The organism is Streptomyces sp. NPDC001604 (assembly GCF_042893475.1).
In the GTDB taxonomy this organism is placed as follows: domain Bacteria; phylum Actinomycetota; class Actinomycetes; order Streptomycetales; family Streptomycetaceae; genus Streptomyces.
Window position 1 is genome coordinate 1 of the sequence record NZ_JBIAUY010000018.1, and the last position, 25318, is coordinate 25318.

General features: G+C 70.8%; 25 protein-coding genes. 11 read left to right on the forward strand and 14 right to left on the reverse strand.

Going from position 1 to position 25318, the window contains the following annotated elements:
* Positions 1 to 111: 111 nt before the first annotated feature.
* Positions 112 to 699: a TetR/AcrR family transcriptional regulator gene (locus ACFY1E_RS36305; RefSeq protein ID WP_389083891.1), complete on the reverse strand. Its 588-nt coding sequence runs from the start codon at positions 697 to 699 to the stop codon at positions 112 to 114.
* Between the two features lie 103 nt (positions 700 to 802).
* Here ACFY1E_RS36305 and ACFY1E_RS36310 point away from each other — a divergent pair, with 103 nt between their 5' ends.
* A complete protein-coding gene (locus tag ACFY1E_RS36310) occupies positions 803 to 1666 on the forward strand; it encodes a class I SAM-dependent methyltransferase (protein WP_389083894.1) in 864 nt (287 codons plus the stop codon).
* On the opposite strand, the gene ACFY1E_RS36315 is transcribed toward ACFY1E_RS36310, so the two are convergent.
* Entirely contained in the window at positions 1647 to 2459 is an 813-nt protein-coding gene (locus tag ACFY1E_RS36315; RefSeq protein WP_389083896.1) for a helix-turn-helix domain-containing protein, read from the reverse strand. The two genes, ACFY1E_RS36310 and ACFY1E_RS36315, sit on opposite strands and share 20 nt — an antisense overlap.
* Entirely contained in the window at positions 2456 to 3241 is a 786-nt protein-coding gene (locus ACFY1E_RS36320; protein WP_389083899.1) for a peptidoglycan-binding protein, read from the reverse strand. Before ACFY1E_RS36320 ends, ACFY1E_RS36315 begins: the two co-directional genes overlap by 4 nt.
* A 300-nt stretch (positions 3242 to 3541) precedes the next feature.
* Between ACFY1E_RS36320 and ACFY1E_RS36325 the strand changes: the two genes are divergently transcribed.
* Entirely contained in the window at positions 3542 to 3982 is a 441-nt protein-coding gene (locus ACFY1E_RS36325) for a peptidoglycan-binding protein (RefSeq protein ID WP_389083902.1), read from the forward strand.
* Positions 3983 to 4061: 79 nt separating this feature from the next.
* Here the strand turns inward: ACFY1E_RS36325 and argS are convergent, their stop codons facing one another.
* Both argS and ACFY1E_RS36335 read right to left on the reverse strand, forming a co-directional pair.
* The gene (gene argS, locus ACFY1E_RS36330; protein ID WP_389083904.1) at positions 4062 to 5825 is read right to left on the reverse strand and encodes an arginine--tRNA ligase; all 1764 of its coding nucleotides are present in this window, start codon (positions 5823 to 5825) and stop codon (positions 4062 to 4064) included.
* A gap of 103 nt (positions 5826 to 5928) precedes the next feature.
* Positions 5929 to 8241, reverse strand: a complete 2313-nt coding sequence (locus ACFY1E_RS36335; protein WP_389083907.1) for a hypothetical protein — start codon at positions 8239 to 8241, stop codon at positions 5929 to 5931.
* Between the two features lie 167 nt (positions 8242 to 8408).
* Between ACFY1E_RS36335 and lysS the strand changes: the two genes are divergently transcribed.
* Positions 8409 to 10151, forward strand: coding sequence for a lysine--tRNA ligase (lysS, locus tag ACFY1E_RS36340; RefSeq protein ID WP_389083909.1), 1743 nt, complete (start codon positions 8409 to 8411; stop codon positions 10149 to 10151).
* 57 nt (positions 10152 to 10208) lie between these two features.
* Here the strand turns inward: lysS and ACFY1E_RS36345 are convergent, their stop codons facing one another.
* From ACFY1E_RS36345 to ACFY1E_RS36355, 3 genes are all read right to left on the reverse strand, one after another.
* Positions 10209 to 11474: a DUF2637 domain-containing protein gene (locus tag ACFY1E_RS36345; RefSeq protein ID WP_389083912.1), complete on the reverse strand. Its 1266-nt coding sequence runs from the start codon at positions 11472 to 11474 to the stop codon at positions 10209 to 10211.
* A gap of 167 nt (positions 11475 to 11641) precedes the next feature.
* Entirely contained in the window at positions 11642 to 12550 is a 909-nt protein-coding gene (locus tag ACFY1E_RS36350) for a DUF3558 family protein (protein ID WP_389083914.1), read from the reverse strand.
* 120 nt (positions 12551 to 12670) lie between these two features.
* Positions 12671 to 13510, reverse strand: a complete 840-nt coding sequence (locus ACFY1E_RS36355) for a DUF3558 domain-containing protein (protein WP_389083917.1) — start codon at positions 13508 to 13510, stop codon at positions 12671 to 12673.
* Between the two features lie 204 nt (positions 13511 to 13714).
* Here ACFY1E_RS36355 and ACFY1E_RS36360 point away from each other — a divergent pair, with 204 nt between their 5' ends.
* On the forward strand, positions 13715 to 14908 hold the full coding sequence (locus ACFY1E_RS36360) for an RtcB family protein (RefSeq protein ID WP_389083920.1): 1194 nt from the start codon (positions 13715 to 13717) through the stop codon (positions 14906 to 14908).
* Positions 14909 to 14969: 61 nt separating this feature from the next.
* Here ACFY1E_RS36360 and ACFY1E_RS36365 read toward each other — a convergent pair whose 3' ends face one another.
* Genes ACFY1E_RS36365 through ACFY1E_RS36380 form a run of 4 tightly spaced genes read right to left on the reverse strand, consistent with a single transcriptional unit; the run spans position 14970 to position 17570 of the window.
* Entirely contained in the window at positions 14970 to 16235 is a 1266-nt protein-coding gene (locus ACFY1E_RS36365) for a GNAT family N-acetyltransferase (protein ID WP_389083922.1), read from the reverse strand.
* 17 nt (positions 16236 to 16252) lie between these two features.
* Entirely contained in the window at positions 16253 to 16405 is a 153-nt protein-coding gene (locus ACFY1E_RS36370) for a hypothetical protein (protein ID WP_351462750.1), read from the reverse strand.
* On the reverse strand, positions 16405 to 17178 hold the full coding sequence (locus tag ACFY1E_RS36375) for an SDR family NAD(P)-dependent oxidoreductase (RefSeq protein WP_389083925.1): 774 nt from the start codon (positions 17176 to 17178) through the stop codon (positions 16405 to 16407). Before ACFY1E_RS36375 ends, ACFY1E_RS36370 begins: the two co-directional genes overlap by 1 nt.
* A 53-nt stretch (positions 17179 to 17231) precedes the next feature.
* Positions 17232 to 17570 (reverse strand): YnfA family protein, encoded by a 339-nt coding sequence (locus tag ACFY1E_RS36380; RefSeq protein WP_389083927.1) that lies wholly within the window; start codon positions 17568 to 17570, stop codon positions 17232 to 17234.
* 119 nt (positions 17571 to 17689) lie between these two features.
* On the opposite strand from ACFY1E_RS36380, the gene ACFY1E_RS36385 reads away from it, so the two are divergent.
* Together ACFY1E_RS36385 and ACFY1E_RS36390 are read left to right on the forward strand one after the other, a co-directional pair.
* Positions 17690 to 18154, forward strand: coding sequence for a hypothetical protein (locus ACFY1E_RS36385; RefSeq protein ID WP_389083929.1), 465 nt, complete (start codon positions 17690 to 17692; stop codon positions 18152 to 18154).
* Between the two features lie 31 nt (positions 18155 to 18185).
* Complete coding sequence (locus ACFY1E_RS36390; RefSeq protein ID WP_389083931.1) at positions 18186 to 18659, forward strand: MarR family winged helix-turn-helix transcriptional regulator; 474 nt, start codon at positions 18186 to 18188, stop codon at positions 18657 to 18659.
* Positions 18660 to 18797: 138 nt separating this feature from the next.
* Here the strand turns inward: ACFY1E_RS36390 and ACFY1E_RS36395 are convergent, their stop codons facing one another.
* Complete coding sequence (locus tag ACFY1E_RS36395) at positions 18798 to 19199, reverse strand: winged helix-turn-helix transcriptional regulator (RefSeq protein ID WP_389083933.1); 402 nt, start codon at positions 19197 to 19199, stop codon at positions 18798 to 18800.
* 142 nt (positions 19200 to 19341) lie between these two features.
* Between ACFY1E_RS36395 and ACFY1E_RS36400 the strand changes: the two genes are divergently transcribed.
* Positions 19342 to 20232, forward strand: a complete 891-nt coding sequence (locus tag ACFY1E_RS36400) for an NADP-dependent oxidoreductase (protein ID WP_389083936.1) — start codon at positions 19342 to 19344, stop codon at positions 20230 to 20232.
* Between the two features lie 40 nt (positions 20233 to 20272).
* On the opposite strand, the gene ACFY1E_RS36405 is transcribed toward ACFY1E_RS36400, so the two are convergent.
* Positions 20273 to 21079 (reverse strand): DUF6597 domain-containing transcriptional factor, encoded by an 807-nt coding sequence (locus ACFY1E_RS36405; RefSeq protein WP_389083938.1) that lies wholly within the window; start codon positions 21077 to 21079, stop codon positions 20273 to 20275.
* Between the two features lie 105 nt (positions 21080 to 21184).
* On the opposite strand from ACFY1E_RS36405, the gene ACFY1E_RS36410 reads away from it, so the two are divergent.
* The 4 genes from ACFY1E_RS36410 (at position 21185) to ACFY1E_RS36425 (ending at position 25185) form a co-directional block, all read left to right on the forward strand.
* Entirely contained in the window at positions 21185 to 22276 is a 1092-nt protein-coding gene (locus ACFY1E_RS36410; RefSeq protein WP_389083940.1) for an LLM class flavin-dependent oxidoreductase, read from the forward strand.
* Complete coding sequence (locus ACFY1E_RS36415; protein WP_389083942.1) at positions 22273 to 22884, forward strand: FMN reductase; 612 nt, start codon at positions 22273 to 22275, stop codon at positions 22882 to 22884. The genes ACFY1E_RS36410 and ACFY1E_RS36415 overlap by 4 nt, the downstream gene beginning before the upstream one ends.
* A gap of 118 nt (positions 22885 to 23002) precedes the next feature.
* Entirely contained in the window at positions 23003 to 23710 is a 708-nt protein-coding gene (locus tag ACFY1E_RS36420; protein WP_389084300.1) for a response regulator transcription factor, read from the forward strand.
* Positions 23710 to 25185 (forward strand): ATP-binding protein, encoded by a 1476-nt coding sequence (locus tag ACFY1E_RS36425; RefSeq protein ID WP_389083944.1) that lies wholly within the window; start codon positions 23710 to 23712, stop codon positions 25183 to 25185. The genes ACFY1E_RS36420 and ACFY1E_RS36425 overlap by 1 nt, the downstream gene beginning before the upstream one ends.
* Positions 25186 to 25318 lie beyond the last annotated feature (133 nt).

The following is a 25318-nucleotide window of genomic DNA, read 5'->3' on the forward strand; positions in this document are numbered from 1 at the left end:
TCTCCACCCTCGAACGCGGGATCCGCCGAGACGACGACCTCGCCCACGCCTACCGCAACTGGCTCCAAGCCGCTTGACGGGCAATAGGAGCATCAATCCCCCGGGCGGCCGTCACCGCACGGCGCCCCCGACGACCGTCGCCACCGTTCCGCGCACCGCCGCCGGGTCCGGTGGCCCCGCCTCCCGGTCGGCGAACAGGAGGTGTGCGGCGCCCAGCAGGGTGGCGGCGAGGAGGTTCACGTCCGCGTCCGCCGCGATACGGCCCAGGTCGCGTTCGGCGGCGAGATAGCCCGTGAACATCGCCGACGCCTCCGTCATGAGCGGGATGCCGCTGGAACCGGCCGCGCGCAGCCGGGCGCGGAGTTCGTCCCGGGTGATCACCAGGCCCACGACGGCGATCGCCACCGCGTCGAACAGGTCCGTCAGCGCCTCGGTGAGGTTGCCGGCGACCGTTCCCGTTCCGGCGGCCTCGCGGAGCGCCGCATCCAGGTCCGCCAGCCGGCGGATACGGTCCAGCACCAGCTCGGCCAGGAACGCGTCGAAGTCCGCGAAGTGCCGGTGCAGAACCCCTTTCGCGCAGCCCGCTTCCGCCGTCACCGCCCTGCTGGTCAGGGCGTTCGGCCCGGCGCGCAGCAGGATGCGCTCGGCGGCGTCGAAGAGCTGTTGGCGTGGGTCGCGGATGGCCACACCTGTCGGCATACCGCCTCCTGTCCCGGCACGAGTGGGCGCATACCCATTGGCGAGTGCCCATCGACGAGTGCACCCATTGACGAGTGGGCGCGTGCCCACTCATAGTGGGCGCATGCCCACTTTACCGTCTTCGACGTCCTCGTCCCTGCCGTCCTCGGCGGCCTCCCCGGCCCCTGCCGCCGGCAACCAGCCCCACCAGCGCCGGGACATCGCGGAGTCCTTCGGCGGCGACGCCGAGCGCTACGACCGGGCCCGGCCCCGCTACCCCGACGCCCTGGTGGCGCGGATCGTCGCCGCGAGCCCCGGCCCCGAGGTCCTCGACGTCGGCTGCGGCACCGGGATCGCCGCCCGGCAGTTCACCGCCGCCGGGTGCGGAGTGCTCGGGGTCGAGCCCGACGCACGTATGGCCGAACTGGCCCGGCGCCTGGAACCCGGCGTGGCCGTGGACGTGGCGAGGTTCGAGGAATGGGAGCCGGGGGAGCGGCAGTTCGACGCCGTCGTCGCCGGGACCGCCTGGCACTGGATCGACCCCGTGGCCGGGGCCGCGAAGGCGGCGGCCGTCCTGCGGCCCGGCGGGGTGCTGTCCGTCTTCTGGAACGTGGCCCTGCTCCCGGCCGACCTGGCCGAAGCCGTCGCGGACGCCTGCGAACGCGTCATGCCAGACTCGCCGTTCGACTTCCGCGCGGCCCTCACCCGGCCCGCCACGGTCCCGTACCGGGCCATCCTCGACAAGGCAGCCGACGGGATCCGCACGGCCGGCGGCTTCGGCGGAACCGAGCAGTGGCGGTACGACTGGGAGTTCACCTACAGCCGTGCCGCCTGGCTGGACGTCATGCCCACCCAGGGCGCCTTCACCCGCCTCCCGGCCGCTGCGCTCGCCGAGGTCCTGGAGGCCGTCGGCAGCGCCATCGACGCGCGCGGCGGCAGCATCGCCGTGCCGTACGCCACGATGGCCGTCACCGCGAAACGGACGTGAAGCACTCCTCCCCGCGGCCCTTCGCCGGACGGAAACAGGTGCGCAGGACGGTTCCGGGACGGGTCACCGTCATCGGGGTGTAGACGAAGTTGTCCGCGTCGACGTCGTTCTCGACCTCGGCGCCACGGACCCGGCCGCCCGCCGTCAGCTCGAGCCGGTCGCCGATCCGGGTGCCCCACATCCGGGCCCAACTCGTCCCGCACTCCTTGCTGTGGCGCACTTCCAGCCAGGCCCCGGTGGCCGTGTGACGTGTGGCGAGGGTGTCCGGTCTCGCGGCGCAGTACATGTCGATCGGGTTCTCGCCCTCGCAGGAAGAAGCCCGGCAGTGCGGCCCCGGAGTGGAGGTGACCACCGCGGTCGGCCGGGGTTCGTGGCCGTGGCGGGGCAGCAGGAGCAGCGCGACCGCCACGCCCCCGACGGCCACCGCACACACCGACGCCAGCACCGCCACCGTTGCCGCCCTCCGGTGACCACCGCCCTTCCCTGCCTCCACCGGCTCGGGAGGCGGCACGGGATCCGCGACCGGCGACGACGCCCGCCCCGCCTGCGTCGCCCGCCCGCTCCACTCCGACTCCGCGATCTCCCACAGCGCCAGACACCGGCCGTCCGGTTCCCCGGCCAGCCGGCACAGCTCCTGCACCGCCGTGCGCGGCGGCAGCGTCCTGCCGTTGAGGTAGCGCTCCCAGGACGACTTGCTGAACGCCGTCTTCGCCGCGAGAGCCGCCAGGCTCAGACCCGTGCGGCCTCTCAACTCCCGTAGCGTGGTGGCCAGTCGGGCCAGCTCCGGGTTCATCCCCGCAGGGCCTTCCAGGTGTGCGGGCCGACGACACCGTCCACGTCGAGCCGCGCCTGCCTCTGGAAGGCCTTGACCGCGCCCTGCGTCAGCGGGCCGAACATGCCGTCGATACCGCCCGGCGAGATACCCGCCCGGCGCAGCAGGCACTGCACCTCGGCCACCGCCGGCCCGGAGTCGCCGTACCCCACCGTGGCGTTCCGGGTACGGCTGTTGCCCGCGTACCAGCGGCCGTCGACCTGGTTCACCCGGCAGGTGTACGGCGGTGCCGACACCCCCGCGGTCAAGGTGACCGTGGTCGTCGTCTGCTCCGCCGCGCCGCTGTCGTGGTCCGTCAGCCGTATGGTCACCAGCACCGCCGACGACACGGCCAGCACCAGGGCCACCGCCCCAGCGACGAGCGCGACGCGCAACGACCGCGCACCCCCGCCGCCGGGCCCCGCCGACACGATCTCCGGCTCCGGTACGCCGGTTTCGCCGACCGCCGTCTCCGGTACGGCAGTTCCGCCGCGCGGGTTCCCCCAGGCCTCGGCGGCGACTTCGTGCAGGGCGAGCAGCCGGGTCGGGTCCTCGCCGCCGATCCGGGCCAGCGCCTCCACGGCTTCCCGCGGCGGCAGCGAACGCCCGCTCAGATACCGCTCCCACGACTTCGGGCTGTACCCCGTCCGCGCCGCCAGCTGACGCACGCTCAGCCCGCTGTGGTCCTTCAGCCGGCGCAGGCGCACCAGCAACTGCCGTACACGTGGATCGAGTTCTGCGGACAGCGCTTTCCAACGCGACATGGTGTGGTCCCCCCACGCGTTCATGAACAGCGGCCGTGGTCAGTGGCCCCTGTACCCCGAGCCGCATTCTGCACCAGCATCCCCAGGACCGCACCGGAACCTGCGCCCTGCACCCATACGCAATCGGCCACCACCCGTCGACAGCCGTCCCTGCGCGCCGTCGCCCCACCGCATGTCCCCGCAGGTCAACGGGCGGGACGTCCCGCGACGACGTCACTTCCGCGGCAACCGTGGCGGCCCCCGCCGCCCGCCCCGCAGTCTCGTCCCGGCACCACACACCACGATCCGAGAGGGACTCGCATGCGATCGAACGCCTTGGCCAGGACACTCGTCAGCGCCGCCGCCGTGGTCGGACTCGCCGCCGGCGGACTGGCCACCGCGGGCACCAGCTTCGCCGCGCCGGCGTCGGCCACGAGCGCGCACACCGTCACCATCAGGGCGACGAACAACTTCGGGCTGACCTCCGCGGAGGCCAAGAACGTCCAGAACTGGCTGCACACGTACTGGGGCTACAACGACGGCATCGACGGCCAGCTCGGCACCAACAGCTGGAAGGCGTTCCAGCGCTGCCTGCACACCTACTGGGGCTACAACGACACGATCGACGGAGACCCGGGCCCCAACACCATCAAGGCACTGCAGCGCCTGCTGAAGGACTCCTGGGGCTACACCGGCGCCATCGACGGCGACGCCGGATCGGGCACCAGGGCCGCGTTCAAGCGGTTCGCCAACGGCAGCTGACGCCCGCGCCCGAACGACCGCGGCCCGCCTCCTCCCGGCCGGGAGGAGGCGGGCCACGGCGCGTCGGCCGGTACGGGCCTCAGAGCCGCTCGGGCGTCCTGATACCCAGCAGCGCCATGCCCTGGTGCAGGGTGCGGGCCGTCAGGTCGCACAGGAACAGACGGTTCTCCACCTGCTCCGGCGTATCGGCCTTCAGCACCGGGCACTTGTCGTAGAACGACGTGTACAGCGAGGCCAGCTGGTACAGGTACGCGGCCAGCTTGTGCGGCGCGTACTCCGCGGCCGCCTCGAAGACCGTGTCCCCGAACGCGTCCAGGTGCAGACCCAGTGCCCGCTCCGCCGGGGCGAGTTCCAGCTCCGGGTGCGCGGCCGGCTTCGTCTCCCCGGCCTTGCGCAGGATCGACTGGATACGGGCGTACGCGTACTGCAGGTACACCGACGTGTCACCGTTCAGCGACACCATCTGGTCCAGGTCGAACTTGTAGTCCCGGTTGGGGGAAGTGGACAGGTCGGCGTACTTCACCGCGCCGATGCCCACCTGCGCGGCCCGCTCCTGGATCTCGTCCTCGGTGAGGTCCTGCGCCTTCTCCCGGACCACCTCGGCGGCCCGCTGCACCGCCTCGTCCAGCAGGTCCTCGAGCCGTACGGTCTCGCCCTCACGCGTCTTGAACGGCTTGCCGTCCGCGCCCAGCACCGTGCCGTAGCCCATGTTGTGCGCGGTGACGCCGTCGCTCAGCCAGCCGGCCCGCCGGGCCGTCTCGAAGACCATCTTGAAGTGCAGCGACTGCCGTACGTCCACGACGTACAGCAGCGTCGTCGCGTGCAGGTCCTGGACGCGGTTGCGGATCGCGGTCAGGTCGGAGGCCGCGTAGCCGAAGCCGCCGTCGGCCTTCTGCACGATCAGCGGGACCGGCTTGTCGTCCTTGCCCCGGATCTCGTCGAAGAACACGACGAGCGCGCCCTCGGAACGCACCGCGACGCCCATCTCCTCCAGGAGGCGGGCGGTCTCGGGCATGCCCTCGTTGTACGCGGACTCGCCGACGATCTCCTCGTCACGGATCACCATGTCCAGCTTCTCGAAGACCGAGTAGAAGTAGACCTTCGACTCGTCCACGAACTGCTGCCAGAGGTCGAGGGTCTCCTTGTCGCCCGACTGGAGGGCGACCACCCTCTTCCGGGCGCGCTCCTTGAACTCGTCGTCCGCGTCGAAGACCGCGCGCGAGGCCTTGTACACCCGGTTCAGGTTCGACATGGCCTGCTCGCCGTCGACGTCCTCGGCCGGGGCCAGCTCGCCGGGGTGCTCGAACAGGTACTGGATGAGCATGCCGAACTGGGTGCCCCAGTCGCCGATGTGGTGCCGGCCGATCGTCCGCTCGCCGGTGAAGTCGAGCATGCCGCGCAGCGCGTCACCGATGACCGCCGAGCGCAGATGGCCGACGTGCATCTCCTTCGCCACGTTCGGCTGGGCGTAGTCGACGACGGTGACGCCCGGGTTCTCCTTCAGCGGCACCCCGAGCCGGTCGCCGTCGGCGGCACGCGCCGCGAGCGTCTCCGTGATCGCCCGGTCCGAGATCGTGATGTTGAGGAAGCCGGGCCCGGAGACCTCGACGTCCTTGATCAGCCCCTCACCGGTGACGATGTGGGAGACGACCTGCGTCGCCAGCTCCCGCGGGTTCGCCTTCGCCTTCTTCGCCAGCGCCAGGATCCCGTTGGCCTGGAAGTCGGCCCGGTCACTGCGTCGCAGCAGCGGGTCCGCGCCCGCACCGGCCTCGGGGAGGGCGGTGACCAGGGCGTCGGCGAGACGCTGGTGGACGGAGGACGTGAGGGACGTGACCGAGGCCATGGAGTGGATGCCGTTCCGCTCGTAGGAGTACGAAAACGCCTCCAGTGTCCCACGGGGGCGGACGGGCGGTCTCCCGCATTACCGCCCGCCCCCGGGCGGCGCGTCAGGCCGTGGGCGCCAGCGCCACGGCCGCGAGGGCCGGGGCGGACTCGGTGCCGTCCGCGTACACGGCCGTCACACGGTAGTAGGCGGCGGTGCCGTACGGCGGGTTCTCGTCGCGGTACGCGTGAAACGCGTCCGAGTACGGGTTCGGCATCGTCCCCTCGGCGATCCGCTCGTACGAGCCCGTGGCGCGGTCCCAGCGGTAGACCCGGTAGCCGGTGGCACCGTCGACGGAGTCCCAGTTCAGGGCGGCGCCACCGGTGTTCTCCACCACGTCCAGGCCGGTCACCGGGGAGCCCGGCGCGGTCGGCTCGGCGGGCCGGGTGTCCTGCTCGGTCGCGAAGACGGTGACGGCCTCCGAGTAATTGTGCGAGCCGTCCACCACGCGCAGCTCCCAGCAGCGCTCCTCGCCGTCCGGCAGCCCCGAGGTGTCCTCGAAGGACGTGGCCCCGTCCGAGTACAGCGTGGTGCCGCCCCCGCAGGTGCGCACCCCGTCGACCATCTCGGGAGTGCCCGTGCGCAGCCAGTAGGCCCGCACGTCGGCGGTGGTCGAGGCGTCCCACCGCAGGGTCGTGCCCCACGGCTGCGGCGTGGCGGTGAAACCGGTCGGCACGGGCGGCGCCACGGTGTCCACGTACTGCACGGCCTTGAAGTCCGTCGAGGTCACGCCGTTCGCGGCCACGGCGAGCACGGTGATGTACCGGTCGGTCGAGCCGCCGAAGTCCGTGAGGACGCAGCGGTACTCGACGTACAGATCGGTACGGAAGATCTCCTCCGGTGCGCAGGCGCGCAGGGTGGTGCGGACCGTGGAGGCGCTGCTGCCGGAGTAGACCCGGAAGCCGCCGCTGTGGTCGTTGTCCGCCGCGACCCGGAAGCGCAGCTCCGGCCGGCCGTTCGCGTCCGGCTTCAGATAGACGGGCAGGGCGGGCGCCACCTGGCGCCGGGAGGCGATCGTCACCGGTGCGGAGCGGTGTCCGGCCGCGTCGAGGGCGTACACCGTGTAGGTGCGGGTGACGCCCGGCCGCGCCGTCGTGTCGTCGTACGCGGCGGCCGCGGCGGTGCCCAGGAGGACCGGTTCCGCGCCGCCGTCCGCACCGTAGACCTGCCAGCGCACGGCGTCGTCCGCCGGCACCGTCCAGGTCAGCGCGACCTTGTCGGTGTCCGCCTTCGCCGCGAGCCCCCGCACCGCGCCCGGCGCCGACACGTCCGGCGTGGTCACCGCGACCGGAGTGGTGCGCGCCGAGGTGTTCCCCGCGGCGTCGGTGGCCGTGGCCGCGTAGTAGTACGTCTGCTTCTCGGCGGCCGTCTCGTCGTACAGGTACTGCTCATCCGGCGTCTGCCGCAGGTCCAGGGCGGCGACCTTCGTGAACGGGCCCGCCGCCGCCGTGGCGCGCCACAGCGTGAAGACGGGGCCGTCGGACGGCTGTACCTGGCCCAGCCAGACGTTCACGCGCGGGATCGTCGTGGCGCCGGTCACCGACACGGAGACGTCGGAGGCGTTCACGGCCGGGGCCGCCGGTGCCGTCCGGTCCGGTGTGCTGACGTACGGGCCGCAGGCGGTGGCGCCGTAGTTCGTCCACTTGTCGACGGCCTGGACGCAGAACCGGTACTTCTGGCCGTCCTTCGGTGGGGTGTACACGGCGGTGGTGCCGGTGGTCGTCCAGGAGGCCACGCCGGACGCGGGGGTCTCCACCCGCACCCGGTACTGGGAGATGTCCAGCTCCCGGTTCTTCTTCCAGGCGGCGCTCGCCCTGCCGGTCGCCGCGTCGTACGTGGTGGTGATGCCTGTCGGGGCCAGCGGCGGCTTGCTGTCGGAGGAGGCGGGCCAGGTGAACTTCACCCGGGACAGGCCCGTCCAGTTCACGTGGTCGACGCGCACGGTGTGGCTGCCCGAGCCGATGCAGAACATGCCCGGGACGCTGTTGCCGGAGTCACCGGTGTTGCTCCACTTGTTCACCTTCCGCACCCCGTCCACGTACAGCCGCAGGCCGTCCGTGCCGGACAGACGGTAGGTGAAACAACCGCCGGAACCGAAGTCACGGGTCAGCGACCAGCGGACACCGAAAGAGTTCGTGGGCATCCCGGAGAACGGAGCGCCCGACCAGGACTGGTCGATCGTGGTGTCGCAGTCCGTCTTCTTCGGCGTGCCGGAGAACGAGGTGTTCGTGTAGAAGGTGCGCTTGAACGTGGTGTCGCCGCAGGTCGTGGCCGCCTCGGCGGCGGGTGCCGCGAGGAGGACGCAGGCCGTCGGCAAGGTCATCGCGAGTCCGGCCGCCCCCACGCGCAGCCCGGCCCGGAATCTGTCTGTGATCACGGCAAGAGGACTGCCGTGGGGCCCCTGGGGTTGTACGGCGACCCAATCCGTTTCCGGCAGGGACAGGCGCGGGTGACAATGGGTGGCGGGTCCCGTCGGCGCAGGCGCACCGGCACGGCCCCGAGGACGTGTCTCCATGGCGTACCAGAACAAATAGGAAGAAGGACGTGCCGATCGTGGCTCAGAGCACCGAGACCGCCGACTGGGTCTCCCGTTTCGCGGATGACGTCATCGAGGAGTCGGAGCGCCGGGCCCCCGGCAAACCTGTCGTCGTCGCGTCCGGCCTTTCGCCCTCGGGCCCGATCCACCTCGGCAACCTGCGCGAGGTGATGACCCCGCACCTCGTCGCCGACGAGATCCGGCGCCGCGGGTACCAGGTCCGGCACCTGATCTCCTGGGACGACTACGACCGCTACCGCAAGGTGCCGGCCGGTGTCGCCGGGGTCGACGAGACCTGGGCCGAGCACATCGGCAAGCCGCTGACGTCCGTGCCCGCCCCCAAGGGGTCCGCGCACCCCAACTGGGCCGAGCACTTCAAGGCCGCCATGATCGAGTCGCTCGCCGAGCTGGGCGTCGAGTTCGACGGGATCAGCCAGACCGCGCAGTACACCTCCGGCGTGTACCGCGAGCAGATCCTGCACGCGATCGCGCACCGCACGGAGATCGACGCGATCCTCGACCAGTACCGCACCAAGAAGGCCCCGGCGAAGCAGAAGCAGCAGAAGCCCGTCGACGAGGCCGAGCTGGAGGCTGCCGAGGGCTCCGGAGCGGCCGGCGAGGACGACGGCTCGTCCGGCTCTGCCGGCTACTTCCCGTACAAGCCCTACTGCGGCAACTGCGAGAAGGACCTGACGACGGTCACCTCGTACGACGACGAGACGACCGAGCTGACCTACGCCTGCACCGCCTGCGGCTTCTCCGAGACCGTCCGGCTGAACGAGTTCAACCGCGGCAAGCTGGTCTGGAAGGTCGACTGGCCCATGCGCTGGGCCTACGAAGGCGTGATCTTCGAGCCGAGCGGTGTCGACCACTCCTCCCCGGGATCCAGCTTCCAGGTCGGCGGACAGATCGTCGGGATCTTCGGCGGCAAGCAGCCCATCGGGCCGATGTACGCCTTCGTGGGCATCAGCGGCATGGCGAAGATGTCGTCCTCACGGGGCGGCGTGCCGACCCCCGCGGACGCCCTGAAGATCATGGAACCGCAGCTGCTGCGCTGGCTGTACGCCCGCCGCCGGCCCAACCAGTCCTTCAAGATCGCCTTCGACCAGGAGATCCAGCGCCTCTACGACGAGTGGGACAAGCTCGACGCGAAGGTCGCCGACGGGTCGGCCCTCCCCGCGGACGTCGCGGCCCACTCGCGTGCCGTGCGCACCGCGGGCGGCGAACTGCCGAAGACCCCGCGCCCGCTGCCGTACCGGACCCTGGCCTCCGTCGCCGACATCACCGCAGGCCACGAGGACCAGGCCCTGCGGATCCTGAGCGAACTGGACCCCGCCAACCCGCTCGGCTCCCTCGACGAGGCCCGTCCGCGCTACGACAAGGCCGAGGCCTGGATCAACACGCACGTCCCCGCCGACCAGCGGACCATCGTGCGCGACGAACCCGACGCCGACCTGCTCAAGTCCCTCGACGAGGCCTCCCAGCAGTCCCTCAGGCTGCTGACCGAAGGCCTCGCCGACCACTGGTCGCTCGACGGGCTCACCCACCTCGTCTACGGCGTACCGAAGGTGCAGGCAGGGTTCCCCGCGGACGCCACGCCCAAGGAACTCCCGCCGGAGATCAAGACCGCCCAGCGGACCTTCTTCGCCCTGCTGTACCACCTGCTGGTCGGCCGCGACACGGGCCCGCGACTGCCCACGCTGCTGCTCGCGGTCGGGCAGGAGCGGGTACGGGCCCTGCTCGGGGAGTGACGCCATGAGAAAGCGCCCGGTGCCGAACGGCACCGGGCGCTTTCTCATGCGACACGCCTATGCGATGTGCTCTTCCGCCAGCTCCGCGTTGAGCCGGTTGGAGAAGCGATTCACCATCTGCTCGGCCTCACGCTGCGGAAGCGTGACGTTGTACGTCGCCTCCACGTCCGCGATGAACCCGCGAGGGGTGGGCGCCCCGTTCCCGCTCTTTATCGACTCACGGAAGACCTGGTAGTACGCGTCCTCGTCCGGCTCCGGCGGGCCACCGCCCTCACCGAGCTCACGGGTGCGACCCGGGCCGGCCGGGATCGGGAAGCTGCCCGTCTCCTCCGGGGACGGCTCCTCGTACACCGGCTGCTCCGGGAACTGCTCCTGCTGGTACTGCTCGGCCTGCTGCTGCTCCGCGAACCACTGGGCGTACTGCTCAGGGTCGTACGTCGGGTCGTAGTCGCCGTGGTACTCGACCTGCTGGGGGTGCCGGGCATGCAGCCACTGGCTCCGATCGGGCTCGGGCTCGGGCTCCGGCGTGTACTGCACGGCGGGCGCCGCCTCGACCGCGCGGTTGGGCGCGGGCGGTGCCACCTCCTGAACCGCCACGGGAACCGGCTGCGGCGCCGGCGGCAGCAGCGCCGGCTCGATGCCCGCCGCCGCCAGCCCCTCCGGAGCCGTCTGCGCCAGCGGAACGCCGTACCGCGCCAGCCTGAGCGGCATCAGCGACTCCACCGGAGCCTTCCGCCGCCACGCCCGCCCGAAGCGCGAACGCAACCGCGCCTGATAGACCAGCCGCTCCTGCTCCAGCTTGATCACCTGCTCGTAGGAGCGCAGCTCCCACAGCTTCATCCGACGCCACAGCAGAAACGTCGGAATCGGCGAGAGCATCCACCGCGTCAGACGGACACCCTCCATGTGCTTGTCCGCCGTGATGTCCGCGATACGGCCGATGGCATGGCGGGCGGCCTCGACGGCCACCACGAACAGCACCGGGATCACGGCGTGCATCCCCACACCCAACGGGTCCGGCCAGGCCGCCGCACCGTTGAACGCGATCGTCGCCGCCGTCAGCAGCCACGCCGTCTGACGCAGCAGCGGGAAGGGGATACGGATCCACGTCAGGAGAAGATCCAGGGCCAGCAGGACACAGATACCCGCGTCGATGCCGATCGGGAACACATACGAGAAGTTCCCGAAACCCTTCTTGATGGCCAACTCACGGACCGCCGCGTACGAACCGGCGAAGCCGATGCCGGCGATGATCACGGCGCCGGAAACGACCACGCCGATGAGAACGCGGTGCATCCGAGTCAGCTGCAGTGGCGCGGCCACCCGTACTCCCCTCCCATTGCGTGCTGTTGCGCGCAACAGAGTGGCACATGTGTACGCCGAACGAGGTAACGGAACGGGTGGAGCCCGATCCCCGCAGGGGACCGGGCTCCCTCAAAATACGGTGCTGAGCTGCGAGTTGGCGTCCACACGCGGCCCAGATGTGACAGTCAGCTCTTCTTCGACGCTGAGGAGGACGGAGAGGCCGAAGCGGACTTCGAAGGAACCGGGGACGCCGACTTCGACGCCGCCCCGGACGGCGAGGGCTTCGCCGTGCCCGCACCACCCCCCGTGCCCGCGCCGCCGTCACCGTTCGCCGCCGCCACCGAGGCCACCGCCTCCTTGGCCGCCGCCTCCGCCAGCTTCACCAGCCCGTCCGCGTCCGGGGTCTTCTCACCCGCCAGGCCCGCGCCGTTGTAGTCCAGCGTGATCACGACGTTCTCGACGCGCGCCACCACCGTCTGCTGCTTGAAGGCGCCTTCCTTCTTCTTCAGGTCGTAGCGCACCAGCGTCGCCTCGGCGCCCGTCCCGGCAACCGGCTCAGACTTCAGGTTCTGCGCACCCTGAGCCCCCTGGGCGTCCTTCACCTGCTTCTCGAAGTACGCATGCGCCAACTGGTCGCCCTCACCACGCGTGGCATCCGACTCGAAACGCAGCAGCGACACATTGAGCCAGCGGAACTGCGAGCCCTTCACGCCCTTGTTGTCCAGACTGCTCCACGAGCAGCTCGCCCGCGTCGCCGTATCGCCGGACTTGCCCGCCTTGCCGGACTTGACACCCTTCGGCACGAGCGAGCCCAGCGTCTTGCCCGACAGCACCCCACACGAATCAGGCAACTTCTTGTACGCCGCCGCCTGCACCGTCGGCGCCGTACTCGCCGTCGCGGGCGCCGTCTCACCGGCGCTCGTGCCCTTGCTCCCCCCGTCACCGGAGCCGGAGTCCGAGGAGCAGCCCGCGGCGAACACCATCACGGGGACTGCGACCGCGCCCACAAGCAGACGGCCTGACCGCCTCGCTCGCATCTCTCGCCGGTTGCGCTGGTCTCGCTCTGCTGGTCGCTGCATGGTTCCTTCACTCATGACGCTGTGGTTCCTGAGGTCGGCGGATCGGGTCCGAGGAGCCACCGTACGCGGTGAGGAAACTGTGTGCTTCCGCTTCTTCAGCTTTACGAAGGGGCGCCCGAGGCACCCGAACGACCCCTAACCGCCCAGCGTGTCCGCCAGCTGCGCCGCCAGATTCCGCGCCCTGTCCTGCATTTCCTTGCTGTCCGGCACGGCGCCGACGGCAGCCGGCTGCTCCTCGTACTCGATGGTCACAATGACGTTGGACGTGCGGAACACCACAGTCACCGTGCGCTGCCGGGCCGTCGAACCCGGGCCGCTCAGAGCGTCGTCCAGGAACGCCTCGTCACCGAGATCGTCGAGAGTACGGGGCTGAAGACTCGACGGCGTGGCGGAGGAAGAGGCGGACCCCGAGCCGGAGCCGGAAGGGGAGACCGAGGCCGAGGCCGAGGAACTGGCCTCGGCACTGGGGCTGGAACTGGCACCGGCAGCGGAGGCGGAGGCGGAACCACTCTCCGAACTCGTCGGCTCCGGCAGGTCGGCCGCCGTCTCCTTCTCCGCGAACAGCTCCTGCGCCTGGCTGTCGTCGCTCACCGAGTTGTCATAGGAGACCACCCGCTCGAAATCGACCAGCAGCCGGTCGGTCGCGGTCGTCGAGTCCACCTTCCAGCGGCAACCCGCCTTGCGGTCGTTGTCGAACGCGAGCGTGGCATCACCCTCGTACGCCTTCTCCTGCTGATCCGCGTCCGCGATCTGCTTGATCCCCGGCAGCAGCGAGTCCAGCGTGTCATGGCTCACCGCGCTGCACGGCCCCGGCAGCGTGCGGTACTTGCCCGGCTGCGCCACGACGCTCGCCGTACCGGCGTTGCCCGGGTTCGCGTCATCCGTCGCACCGCCGCCGCCCGAACCGCCCGTGCAGCCTGCCAGCAGCGCCACGAGGAGCGCGGCGACGCCGGATACGTACGCCTTCCGCTGCACGGTCGGGCTCCTCTCGACGGTGGCTCTGTGCCGTTGCTCCAGTGTCCCCGCTGGTTATTCGCTTGCCGCGCGGGGGCGTCCACTGGAGACAATGTCTATCGCACGCACTGCCGTGGACGCCGGTCCGCTGTCCTATTTCACTGACCTTGGCGCCGGTTTTGCGATCTAAGACTTCTGTCATGTTTTCGGGGGAATGGGGACGATATGTCGTACGTAGAGATGCCGGGCGCGAAGGTCCCGATCCGCATGTGGACCGACCCGACGACGGTCGAGGACGTGGCCCTCCAGCAGCTCCGCAATGTCGCGACACTGCCGTGGATCAAGGGCCTGGCCGTGATGCCGGACGTGCATTACGGGAAAGGGGCGACGGTCGGGTCCGTCATCGCCATGCAGGGGGCTGTTTGCCCTGCGGCGGTGGGGGTGGACATCGGGTGTGGGATGTCTGCCGTCAAGACGTCGCTCACCGCCAATGATCTGCCGGGGGATCTGTCGCGGCTGCGGTCGAAGATCGAGCAGGCCATTCCGGTGGGGCGGGGGATGCACGACGATCCCGTGGATCCGGGGCGGCTGCACGGGCTCGCTACTGCGGGGTGGGACGACTTCTGGGGGCGGTTCGACGGGATCGCCGAAGCGGTCAAATTCCGTCACGAGCGCGCCGAAAAGCAGATGGGTACGCTCGGAAGTGGCAACCACTTTGTCGAGGTGTGCACGGATACGACCGGTTCTGTTTGGTTGATGCTGCACTCGGGGTCGCGCAACATCGGCAAGGAACTCGCCGAGTTCCACATCGGCGTTGCCCAGAAGCTCCCGCACAACCAGGGCCTCGTCGACCGTGACCTCGCTGTCTTCGTGGCGGACACCCCGCAGATGGCGGCCTACCGGAACGACCTTTTCTGGGCGCAGGAGTATGCGAAGTACAACCGCACCCTGATGATGGCGCTCCTGAAGGACGTGATCCGCAAGGAGTTCCGGAAGGCGAAGCCGACCTTCGAGCCCGAGATCAGCGCTCACCACAACTACGTTGCCGAAGAGCGCTACGACGGCATGGACCTGCTCGTCACCCGCAAGGGCGCGATCCGCGCGGGCTCCGGCGAGTACGGGATCATCCCTGGCTCCATGGGCACGGGTTCGTACATCGTGAAGGGCCTCGGCAACGAGAAGGCCTTCAACTCGGCGTCGCACGGCGCGGGTCGGCGTATGAGCCGCAACGCGGCGAAGCGGCGCTTCTCGACGAAGGACCTGGAGGAGCAGACGCGGGGCGTGGAGTGCCGTAAGGACTCCGGTGTCGTGGACGAGATCCCGGGTGCGTACAAGCCGATCGAGCAGGTCATCGATCAGCAGCGGGACCTGGTGGAGGTCGTGGCGAAGCTGAAGCAGGTCGTCTGTGTGAAGGGCTGACGCAGCTGACTGCCTTACGCGCCATTGGGGCCCGAGCTTTCCTGCTCGGGCCCTCATTGCGTCAAAGGAGCCGCTTCTCCAGGAGCGTCACCGCATACGGACTCCCCACCCCGCCGTCCTTCGCCAGCTGTTCGCCTACGATCCTGTAGCCCGCCGACTCGTAGTACGCGCGCAGGCGGGGGTTGGAGGCCAGGCAGTCCAGGCGGGCGTGCGGGCGGCCTGTGGCGGCGATGCGGGACTCCGCCTCCGCCAGCATGCGGCGGCCGGTGCCCGGTGGGGCCGTGTGCGGGGTGGTCATCAGGCGGTGGATGTAGCCCGCGTCCGCGGGGCGGGGGCCCCAGGCGGCCTCGTCGTCCCACCAGAGTTCCCAGGCGCCGGCCAGGTGGGGGCCTGCGTGGGCCAGCCAGACCTCGCCCTCCTGCATGCGCGTGCGGAAGTGGGTCTCGTCCTTCTCGCCCGGCTTCCACTGGTCGATTCCCCGGGCCAGTTGCCAGAGCGCGGCCGAGTCGCGGAGGCGGACGAGGGTGCGGGCGTCGGGCGGGGTCGCCTTGCGGTGGGTGAGGGGCGGCCAGGTGGTGGGCCGGGGTTCCAGGAGGGCCGTGCGGAGGGTGGCCGCCAAGGCCTCTGCGTCCAGGGAGAGTTCCCGCGTGATGTAGTCCTCCAGCGAGCCGTAGCGCTGCTTCATGGCGGCCAGGAAGGTGCGCATCACCTGCTGCGGGGCCCGGCCGAAGCCCGGCCAGGTCGGTTCGCGGCCGGCGTTTCTCGACTTCCAGCTGGCCAGGATGGCGGGCGCGGCCAGTTCGGTGAGGCTGTAGTCCTCGATGATGGTCTCTTCCGGGATGCCCAGCAACGTCAGGATCAGCGCCGCCAGTTGGCCCGTGCGGTCCTTGCCCGAGGCGCAGTGGAAGACGAGGGGTTCCGCGGACTCCGCTGCCTCCGCCACCAGTTCCAGGGCCCGGCGGATCTCCTTCACGCCGTCCTCCGCCACCTCCATGTAGCGCTCCGCCAGGTACGGGCCGGGGTCGACGTCGGGGGCCTGGATCGCCTGCTCGTAGGCGCGGTGCTCGATGCTGAGGTTGTGGTACGTGAAGGAGGGGTGGGAGGGGACGCGCCCGCGCGCCTCCGCCTCCCAGGGATGGCGCAGGTCGATGACCGTGCGGATGCCGAGGGAGAGGAAGCGGTCCCAGTCCTGTGTGCCCTCGGTCAGCTTGCCCGGGGAGTCGGCGCGGTACAGGCGTCCGGGGCGGATGCGGTGGCCGTCCGGGGTCGTGTAGCCGCCCAGGTCGCGGAAGTTGTGCAGCGCGTCGAAAGCTATGTGTCGGTCCACAGACCGTGACCCTATGCCTACTTGGCGTGCAGCACCGCGTAGATCATCACGAAGGCCACGATGTGGATGCCGAAGAGGAAGTACGCGAGGTAGTACCAGACGTAGCGTTCGCGTTTCTTCTCCAGCCGCAGGCGCTGCTGCTCGGCCTCCCGCTCGGCGTCCTCCGCCATCACAGTTCCCTGTGGACCTTCGTGTTCGACGCCTGCGCGCGCGGGCGGAGGACCAGGAGGTCGACGTTGACGTGGTGGGGGCGGGTGACGGCCCAGGTGATGGTGTCCGCGACGTCGTCGGCCGTGAGGGGTTCGGCGACGCCCTCGTAGACCTTCGACGCCTTGGCCTGGTCGCCGCCGAAGCGGGTGAGGGCGAACTCGTCGGTCTTGACCATGCCGGGGGCGATCTCGATGACGCGGACGGGCTGGCCGACGATCTCCAGGCGGAGGGTCTCGGCGAGGACGTGCTCGCCGTGCTTGGCGGCGACGTAGCCCGCGCCGCCCTCGTAGGTGCCGAGGCCGGCGGTGGAGGAGAGGATCACGACCGTGCCGTCGCCGCTCGCCACCAGCTTGGGCAGGAGGGCCTGGGTGACGTTCAGGGTGCCGATGACGTTCGTCTCGTACATCGCGCGCCAGTCGGCCGGGTCGCCGGTGGCGACGGGGTCGGCGCCGAGTGCGCCGCCCGCGTTGTTGACCAGGACGCCGATGGTCTTGAAGGCGGTGGCGAACTCGTCCACGGCCGTTCGGTCGGTGACGTCGAGCTGGTACGCCGTGGCCTGGTGGCCCGCCGCGTTGATCTCCTCCGCCAGCGCCTCGATGCGGTCCTTGCGGCGGGCGGTGAGGACGACCCGGTAGCCGGCTGCGGCGAGCTGCCGGGCGGTGGCGGCGCCGATTCCGCTGCTCGCACCCGTCACGACGGCGATGCGGGAGGCGGCGGACGGTGCGGGTGCCATGCGGTGCTCCTGGTGTTGGGTCGGCGGTCGGCTGCGTCCAGCGTAGGCGAGGCTCAGCCGCCGTTCCGCGGCGCCCACATGATGAGAGCCATGCCGGCCAGGCACACCAGGGCGCCCGTGATGTCCCAGCGGTCGGGGCGGTAGCCGTCGGCGACCATGCCCCACAGGATCGAGCCGGCCACGAAGATGCCGCCGTACGCGGCGAGGATGCGGCCGAAGTGGGCGTCGGGCTGGAAGGTGGCGACGAAGCCGTAGGCGCCGAGGGCGAGGATGCCGCCGGTGATCCACAGCCAGCCGCGGTGTTCCCGTACGCCCTGCCAGATCAGCCAGGCGCCGCCGATCTCGAAGAGGGCGGCGACGACGAAGAGGGCGGCGGAGCGGGCGACGAGCATGTCTGCAGCTTGGCATGTCTGCCGCCACCGGCAGGTGTGCTGTCACCTGTTGGACGGCGCCTGCCGCGTGCTCCGCGTGGGATACATCCGTACGACTGCGTGGAGTGAGGAGTGGTGGGATGCGGAGGTTGCGGGTTCCTGTGGTCGGGGTTGCCGCCCTGGTGACGGCGGCTGCTGTGCCGGGCAGTGCCGTGGGTGCTCCGGAGGCCGATCTGGCGTATCACGGTGTCGTGTCCATGGCTGCCGGACGGGTGGACCTGCGGCTGACGCCGCGCAATTACGGGCCGTCGGCCGTGCCGGACGCGACGGTGCGGCTGCGCTGGTCGGCGGCGCCGGTGAACAAGCAGGCGCTGCCGGGCGGGTGTGTGCGGTCGGGGGAGCGGGTGATGCTGTGCCGGGTGGGAGCGCTGGCCGCGAACGCGGTGGCCCGGCAGATCCGGTTGCGGGTACGGCTGCGGGGTGCGCCGTCCGAGGTGCGGGTGGAGATCGACACGGCGTGGAACGGGGGCGCCGTCGACCGCCACCGGCACAACGACCGGCAGCGGGTGCTGGTGCTCGCCACCGGGGACGAGTACTCCTTCTAGGGAGGCCGGGGCTTCCAGGGAGGAGCGGGGCATGGCCGGGAACGTGCGGGAGCGGCTGCTCGACGAGCTGGCCGGTGTCTCGCGCCGCTACATGGCCTCGTACGCCCTCTTCAACCAGGCCATGGCCGACCGTCTGGGGCTGCACCCCACCGATCTGCAGTGCCTGAACCTGCTGACGCTGGAGGGCGGGCCGGTGACCAGCGGCCGGATCGCCGAGATGACGGGGCTGACGACCGGCTCCGCGACGCGGCTGGTGGACCGGCTGGAGAAGGCGGGTTACGTCGTACGGGAGCGGGACGCGCAGGACCGGCGGCGGGTGCTGGTGGCGACCGTGCCGGAGCGGATCGCCGAGTTCGGGCGGATGTGGGAGCGGCTGGGCGGCGGCTGGTCCAGCCTCTTCGAGGAGCTGGACGACGCCGAACTCGCCGTGGTCATCGGGCACATGCGGCGCACGGTGGAGTTCAGCGCCCAGCGGGTCGCTCGGCTGCGGGCGGGCGAGGTCTAGCCCGTCCGGCGATCAGCTCGGCGTCGCGGGCCCTGGCACGCACTCCCGGGGGCCGACGCCCTGCGTCGCCCGCCGTGGCAGCGGCTGATGCCACAGGAGGGCGCAGTTCCCTGTAGCCGACCTGTCCACGGGACAGGCCTAGGCGCCGGCGGCGTCGTAGCGTTCGCGGGCCTCGTGGACCTCGTCGAAGTGGGTTTCGGCCCAGGTTTTCACCGCGGTGAGCAACTGGGCGAGGCTGCCGCCGAGTTGGGTGAGTTCGTAGTCGACGCGGACCGGTACGGACGGGGTGACCGTGCGGGTGAGGATGCCGTCGCGTTCGAGTGAACGCAGCGTCTGCGTCAGCATCTTGGGGCTCACGCCCGCGATCTTGCGGCTGAGGTCGCTGTAGCGCATGGGTCCGGAGGTCAGGGCTGCGAGGACGAGGCTGACCCATTTGTCGCTGAGGCGGTCGAGGAGCTGGTTGGTGGGGCAGGCGCGGAGGAACGCGTCGTACTCCGTGCGGGCCTGTTCGCGCTTCTGGGCCGCGGTCCTGGTCGCCATGGCTCTCCTCCCGGTGAGGTAGGCACCTTCAGGTAACTACTTCCTCATGGATAGTAGCTCTTCCTAGGGTTGTTGCACGCAGGCGGAACCAAGCGAAGCCAAGCGAAGCCATTCGAAGAGTCTCTTTACGGGAGAAATGACCATGCGTGCTGCAGTGGTGAGGACGTTCGGCGGGCCCGAGGCCGTGGAGGTCGTGGACGTGGAGGTGCCGGAGCCGGCGGCCAGGCAGGTGCGGATCAGGGTCGCGGCTGCCGCGCTGAACCCGGTGGACGCGGGGGTGCGGGCCGGTGCCTTCGGGGGTGCGGGCAAGCAGATCGGGTTCGGCTGGGACGTGGCCGGGACCGTGGACGCGACGGGAGTGGCCACGGCGTGGAGCGTCGGCGACGAGGTGGTGGCCCTGGACCACGGCGTGGTGCAGCCGCTGGGCACGCATGCCGAGTACGTCGTCGTCGACACGGACGCGGTCGCCAAGGCGCCGGCCACGGTGGACGCGGTGCATGCGGCGACGCTGCCGCTGAACGCCCTGACCGCCGTACAGGCCCTGGATCTGCTGGAGTTGGCGCCGGGGCAGTCGCTGCTGGTGACGGGGGCCGCGGGAGCGGTCGGCGGGTTCGCCGTCCAGCTCGCCGCCCATCGGGGGGTGACCGTGACCGCGCTGGCCAGGGAGGACGACGAGGAGCTCGTACGGTCCCTGGGGGCCGCGCACTTCACGTCCGGTGCCGGCGGGGCGGGGAGCGTCGACGCCGTGCTGGACGCGGCGATCCTCGGCGAGACGGCTCTGGAGTGGGTGCGGGACGGGGGCGCGTACGTCGGCGTCATCCCGCAGGCGGCCCCGGCGCCCGTGCGCGGTGTGCGGACCGGTGCGGTGGAGGTGAGCGCCGACGGGGCGCGGCTGGCCGAGCTGGCGGGACTGGTGGACGAGGGGGTGTTGACGCTGCGGGTGGCCGAGACGTACGCCCTGGAGGACGCGGCGAAGGCGCACGCCCGCCTGGCGGAGGGCGGGGTGCGCGGCCGGTTGGTTCTGGTCCCGTAGGGGCTTTCGTGAAGAATCCGCGTGACGCAGATGGGTACGGCTAGCCGGAGGTTCTGGCTGCGTAGGCGGTCGGTGGTACCCCGACCGTCGCCGTGAAGTCCCGTACCAGGTGGGCCTGGTCGGCGTAGCCGAGGTCGGCGGCCAGGGCCGCCCAGTCGACCTCGCGGTCCGTCTCCGCGTGCTCCAGGGCCTCGTGGATGCGGTAGCGCAGGATGACCCACTTCGGGCCCACGCCGACGTACCCGGCGAACAGCCGCTGCAGCAGCCGTACGGACATCCCCTCGGCGCGGGCGAAGTCGGCGACGCGGCGGATGGTGCGGTCGGTGCGGATGCGCTCGACCAGGGTCATCGCGAGGTCGGCCTGGGGGTCGGGGCAGGGGGAGAGGGAGAGCAGGAAGGTGTCGAGGGCGGCGATCCGGGCGCTCTCGTCGGGCGGGGTGAGGACGGCCGCGAGGTCCGCCGTGGGGAAGGCCTCGGGGGAGCGGACCCGTCGGCCCGTCCACTCGCTCACCGCCTGCCCGGGTGCGAAGGGGCGGAAGCCGCCGGGCCGGAACTTGATGCCGCACACCCGGCCGCGTCCCTCCAGCTTCTGCGCGAAGAGGCCCTGCTGGACGCCGGCGACCTCGACGAACGGCTCCTGGTCGGCGAACTGCTGGAAGACGATGTGGACCGCGGGGTGCGGGACCACGTGCGAGACGTACGGCTCCTCCAGGTCCCAGTCGATCAGCCAGTAGTGCTCGACATGGCGGCGCAGCGGCTCGGCGGGGTCCGGGCGGCGGAAGTCCACGCGGGCGAGGAAGTCCGCGGCGCCGACGATGCCTCGGGTGTCACGGCGTGGGGCGGCCATGTCGGGATCGTAGGACGGGGCACTGACAATCGCCGGAATAAGGGGGCGGGGGTGACCGTTGAGCGGGTATAGTTGAACGGTCAACAACTTGGAGGTTGAGCGACCATGCAGTTCGGGATCTTCAGCGTCGGCGACGTCACGCCGGACCCGACCACCGGGCGTACGCCGACCGAGCGCGAGCGCATCAAGGCCATGGTCGCCATCGCGCTGAAGGCCGAGGAGGTCGGCCTCGACGTCTTCGCGACCGGTGAGCACCACAACCCGCCGTTCGTGCCGTCCTCACCGACCACGATGCTCGGCTATGTCGCCGCACAGACCGAGAAGCTGATCCTTTCCACCTCCACCACCCTCATCACCACCAACGACCCGGTGAAGATCGCCGAGGACTTCGCGATGCTCCAGCACCTGGCCGACGGCCGGGTGGACCTGATGATGGGCCGCGGCAACACCGGGCCGGTGTATCCGTGGTTCGGCCAGGACATCCGCGAGGGCATCAATCTCGCCATCGAGAACTACGCCCTGCTGCGCCGGCTGTGGCGCGAGGACGTCGTGAACTGGGAGGGCAAGTTCCGCACCCCGCTACAGGGCTTCACCTCCACGCCCCGCCCGCTGGACGGGGTCCCGCCGTTCGTCTGGCACGGCTCGATCCGCTCTCCGGAGATCGCCGAGCAGGCCGCGTTCTACGGCGACGGCTTCTTCCACAACAACATCTTCTGGCCGGCCGACCACACCAAGCGGATGGTCGAGCTGTACCGGTCCCGGTATGCGCACTACGGGCACGGCACGCCCGAGCAGGCGATCGTGGGCCTGGGCGGGCAGGTGTTCATGCGGCACAACTCGCAGGACGCGGTGCGGGAGTTCCGGCCGTACTTCGACAACGCGCCGGTCTACGGCCACGGGCCCTCTCTGGAGGACTTCACGGACCAGACCCCGCTGACTGTCGGCTCGCCGCAGCAGGTGATCGAGAAGACCCTGTCCTTCCGGGAGTACGCCGGTGACTACCAGCGCCAGCTGTTCCTGGTGGACCACGCCGGGCTGCCGCTGAAGAGCGTGCTGGAGCAGATCGACCTGCTGGGCGAGGAGGTCGTGCCGGTGCTGCGCAAGGAGTTCGCGGCCGGGCGTCCGGCGAACGTGCCGGAGGCGCCTACGCACGCGTCGCTGAAGGCCGCCGCGGAGAAGGAGGAGGCCGCCGTATGAAGCTGGTCGTCGTCTCGGCGGGGCTGAGCGTCCCGTCGTCCACCCGGCTGCTGGGCGACCGGCTGGCCGCCGCCGTGGGCCGGCAGACACCGGTCGAAACCGAGGTCGTGGAGCTGCGCGACCTCGCGGTGGAGATCGCGCACAACTTCACCAACGGCTTCCCGGGGCGGAAACTCGCCGCAGCGCTGGACGCCGTGACGCAGGCGGACGGGCTGATCGTCGTCACTCCCGTGTTCTCGGCTTCGTACAGCGGGCTGTTCAAGTCCTTCTTCGACGTGCTCGACAAGGACGCGCTGGCCGGCAAGCCGGTGCTGATCGCGGCGACCGGCGGCACGGCCCGGCACTCCCTGGTGCTGGAGCATGCGCTGCGTCCGCTCTTCGCGTACCTTCGCGCCGTGGTCGTCCCCACCGGGGTGTACGCCGCGTCGGAGGACTGGGGCGCGGAGGGACTGGACGGGCGGATCGAACGGGCGGCGGGGGAGCTGGCCGGTCTGATGAGCGGCCTGTCGCGGCCGGCGAAGGCGCCGACCAGGACGGACGGTTTCGAGGTGGTGCCGTTCGCTCAGCAGCTGGCCGCACTGTCCGCCCCTTCAGTGAGAGGACGGTAGGAGGGACCGCCGGGTTGCTCGTGTGACGGTGAGAGGCCGGTAAAAAGGCAGATCGTACGGCCACCGTCCTCCGCTGAACCGCCAGATGAATTGGCAGTATGGGGACGTGCCCCAAACTGTGCTGCTCGCCGAAGACGACCGCGCCATCCGTCATGCCCTGGAACGCGCCCTGACCCTGGAGGGCTACCAGGTCACCGCGGTCGCCGACGGCGTCGAGGCGCTGGCGCAGGCCCACAAGACCCCGCCGGACGTGCTCCTGCTCGACGTGATGATGCCGGGCATCGACGGGCTGCAGGTCTGCCGGGTGCTGCGGGCCGAGGGCGACCGCACGCCGATCCTCATGCTCACCGCCCTCGTCGAGACGGCCGACCGCATCGCGGGCCTGGACGCGGGCGCCGACGACTACGTGGTCAAGCCGTTCGACGTCGAGGAGGTCTTCGCGCGGCTGCGGGCGCTGCTGCGCCGGACCAGCCCGGACCCCGCGGCCCTGGCCGACGTGCCGAAGGAGCTGCCCGCGGCCTCCGACCGGCAGATCGAGGCCGCCGGGCTGCGCATGGACGTACAGGCGCGGCGGGCCTGGCGCGGCGAGCGGGAGCTGGAGCTCACGCGGACCGAGTTCGAGCTGCTGGAGCTGCTCGTGCGCAACGCCGGGATCGTCCTCGACCACTCCACCATCTACGACCGCATCTGGGGCTACGACTTCGGACCGGGTTCCAAGAACCTCGCCGTGTACGTCGGCTATCTGCGCCGCAAGCTCGACGAGCCGGGTGCGCCGGCGCTGATCCACACGGTGCGCGGTGTGGGTTACGTGCTGCGGGAAGACTAGTGGGCAGGATCAGGCGGCTACTGGCGAGAAGGCGGCCCGGGCTGGTCTCCCTGCGCACCACGTTCGCGGTCTCGTTCGCGGCGGTCACCGCCGCCGTCACGGTGCTGGTCGGTGTGCTGTCGTACAGTGCCGCGGCCCGGCTGGTCCGGGTGGACCAGGAGTCGGTGTTCGACCAGGTCGTGCAGGACCTGCGGGACGAGGTGCGCCACCACCGGATGACGACGGACGACTTCTCCTCCTCGGCGCCGGGCCACGACATCGTGCGGCCCGCCCGTACGGATGTGCAGGTGCTGGGGTCGGACGGCAAGGTCGTCGACCCGGGCAGCCCCGGGCTGCCGGTGGTGGCCGCCGACCGGTCGGTCGCGGCCGGCCGGAAGGCCGGGAAGCTGGTCGTGCACAAGGACGTCGACGTCGACACGGACGTCTACCGCATCGCGACCGTCTCGCTCGGCGCCGGGCGGGGTGCGGTGCAGGTCGCGCAGGAGTTCAGCGACACCGAGGACCTGCTGCGGGCACTGCAGCAGCGCACGCTGATCCTGATGTGCGCGGTGGTGATCGCGGCGGGACTGTTCGGCTGGTGGCTGGCGCGGCGCATCACCCGCCGTCTGATCCTGCTGACCTCGGCCGCGGAGGACGTCGCCCGCACCCGGCGGCTCGGCATCGAGGTACCCGTCACCGGCTACGACGAGGTGGGCCGCCTCGGCCGTGCCTTCGACCGCATGCTGGGCCGCCTCGCCCAGTCGGAGGAGGACCAGCGGCGCCTGGTCCAGGACGCGGGCCACGAACTGCGTACACCGCTCACCTCGCTCCGTACGAACATCTCCCTGCTGCGCCGGATCGACGAACTGCCTCCGGCCACCCGTGACGAGCTGGTCGCGGATCTGGGCCAGGAGGCGCGTGAACTGACCGACCTGGTCAACGAGCTGGTGGACCTGGCGGCCGGGCAGTCCGACAGCGAGCCGCTGCAGCGGGTCGACCTCGCGGACATCGCGGAGGACGTGGCCGGGCTCGCGCGCCGGCGATGGGGGTCCCCCCGCTCGAGCGGAGCCGAGAGTGGGGGAGGGCGGCAGATCACGGTCCGGGTGAGCGGTGACACGACGACCGACGGACGGCCCGGGATGCTGCAGCGAGCGATCTCCAACCTCGTCGAGAACGCGGCCAAGTTCGACCGCGACGGCACCGGGCCCATCGAGATCGCCGTCTCCGGGCCCGCCCGTGCGGGCACGGTCCGCGTGGAGATCCTCGACCGCGGCCCCGGGATCGCCGACGGCGACCTGATCCGTATCTTCGACCGCTTCTACCGCGCGGCCGACGCACGGTCCCTGCCGGGGTCCGGACTCGGCCTGTCGATCGTGCGGGAGGTCGCCATGGCGCACGGCGGGGCGCCGTTCGCGGCACAGCGGGCGGGGGGCGGGTCGGTGATCGGGTTCACCGTCGGCGGGGTGCCGGGGAGCGGGACGGGCGCCGGGGGGTGACCCGCCCCTCCCGCCCGGAGGGTCTGGAACCGGCCATTCCACTCAACCGCATCTAACTCTCAAGGGTCCTTACGGGCCCGGGCCGGCTCCCCGTCGTACCGGACGATGTCCGGACAGGCCCGGGTCTCGGTGG

Coding starts and splice junctions, on each gene's coding strand:
- ACFY1E_RS36415 (WP_389083942.1), top strand. CDS start 22,273: ATGAAGCTGGTCGTCGTCTCGGCGGGGCTGAGCGTCCCGTCGTCCACC.
- ACFY1E_RS36325 (WP_389083902.1), top strand. CDS start 3,542: ATGCGATCGAACGCCTTGGCCAGGACACTCGTCAGCGCCGCCGCCGTG.
- ACFY1E_RS36310 (WP_389083894.1), top strand. CDS start 803: ATGCCCACTTTACCGTCTTCGACGTCCTCGTCCCTGCCGTCCTCGGCG.
- ACFY1E_RS36385 (WP_389083929.1), top strand. CDS start 17,690: ATGCGGAGGTTGCGGGTTCCTGTGGTCGGGGTTGCCGCCCTGGTGACG.
- ACFY1E_RS36370 (WP_351462750.1), bottom strand. CDS start 16,405: ATGGCGGAGGACGCCGAGCGGGAGGCCGAGCAGCAGCGCCTGCGGCTG.
- ACFY1E_RS36400 (WP_389083936.1), top strand. CDS start 19,342: ATGCGTGCTGCAGTGGTGAGGACGTTCGGCGGGCCCGAGGCCGTGGAG.
- ACFY1E_RS36395 (WP_389083933.1), bottom strand. CDS start 19,199: ATGGCGACCAGGACCGCGGCCCAGAAGCGCGAACAGGCCCGCACGGAG.
- ACFY1E_RS36320 (WP_389083899.1), bottom strand. CDS start 3,241: ATGTCGCGTTGGAAAGCGCTGTCCGCAGAACTCGATCCACGTGTACGG.
- ACFY1E_RS36390 (WP_389083931.1), top strand. CDS start 18,186: ATGGCCGGGAACGTGCGGGAGCGGCTGCTCGACGAGCTGGCCGGTGTC.
- ACFY1E_RS36305 (WP_389083891.1), bottom strand. CDS start 699: ATGCCGACAGGTGTGGCCATCCGCGACCCACGCCAACAGCTCTTCGAC.
- ACFY1E_RS36360 (WP_389083920.1), top strand. CDS start 13,715: ATGTCGTACGTAGAGATGCCGGGCGCGAAGGTCCCGATCCGCATGTGG.
- ACFY1E_RS36350 (WP_389083914.1), bottom strand. CDS start 12,550: ATGAGTGAAGGAACCATGCAGCGACCAGCAGAGCGAGACCAGCGCAAC.
- ACFY1E_RS36410 (WP_389083940.1), top strand. CDS start 21,185: ATGCAGTTCGGGATCTTCAGCGTCGGCGACGTCACGCCGGACCCGACC.
- ACFY1E_RS36375 (WP_389083925.1), bottom strand. CDS start 17,178: ATGGCACCCGCACCGTCCGCCGCCTCCCGCATCGCCGTCGTGACGGGT.
- ACFY1E_RS36405 (WP_389083938.1), bottom strand. CDS start 21,079: ATGGCCGCCCCACGCCGTGACACCCGAGGCATCGTCGGCGCCGCGGAC.
- ACFY1E_RS36315 (WP_389083896.1), bottom strand. CDS start 2,459: ATGAACCCGGAGCTGGCCCGACTGGCCACCACGCTACGGGAGTTGAGA.
- ACFY1E_RS36380 (WP_389083927.1), bottom strand. CDS start 17,570: ATGCTCGTCGCCCGCTCCGCCGCCCTCTTCGTCGTCGCCGCCCTCTTC.
- argS (WP_389083904.1), bottom strand. CDS start 5,825: ATGGCCTCGGTCACGTCCCTCACGTCCTCCGTCCACCAGCGTCTCGCC.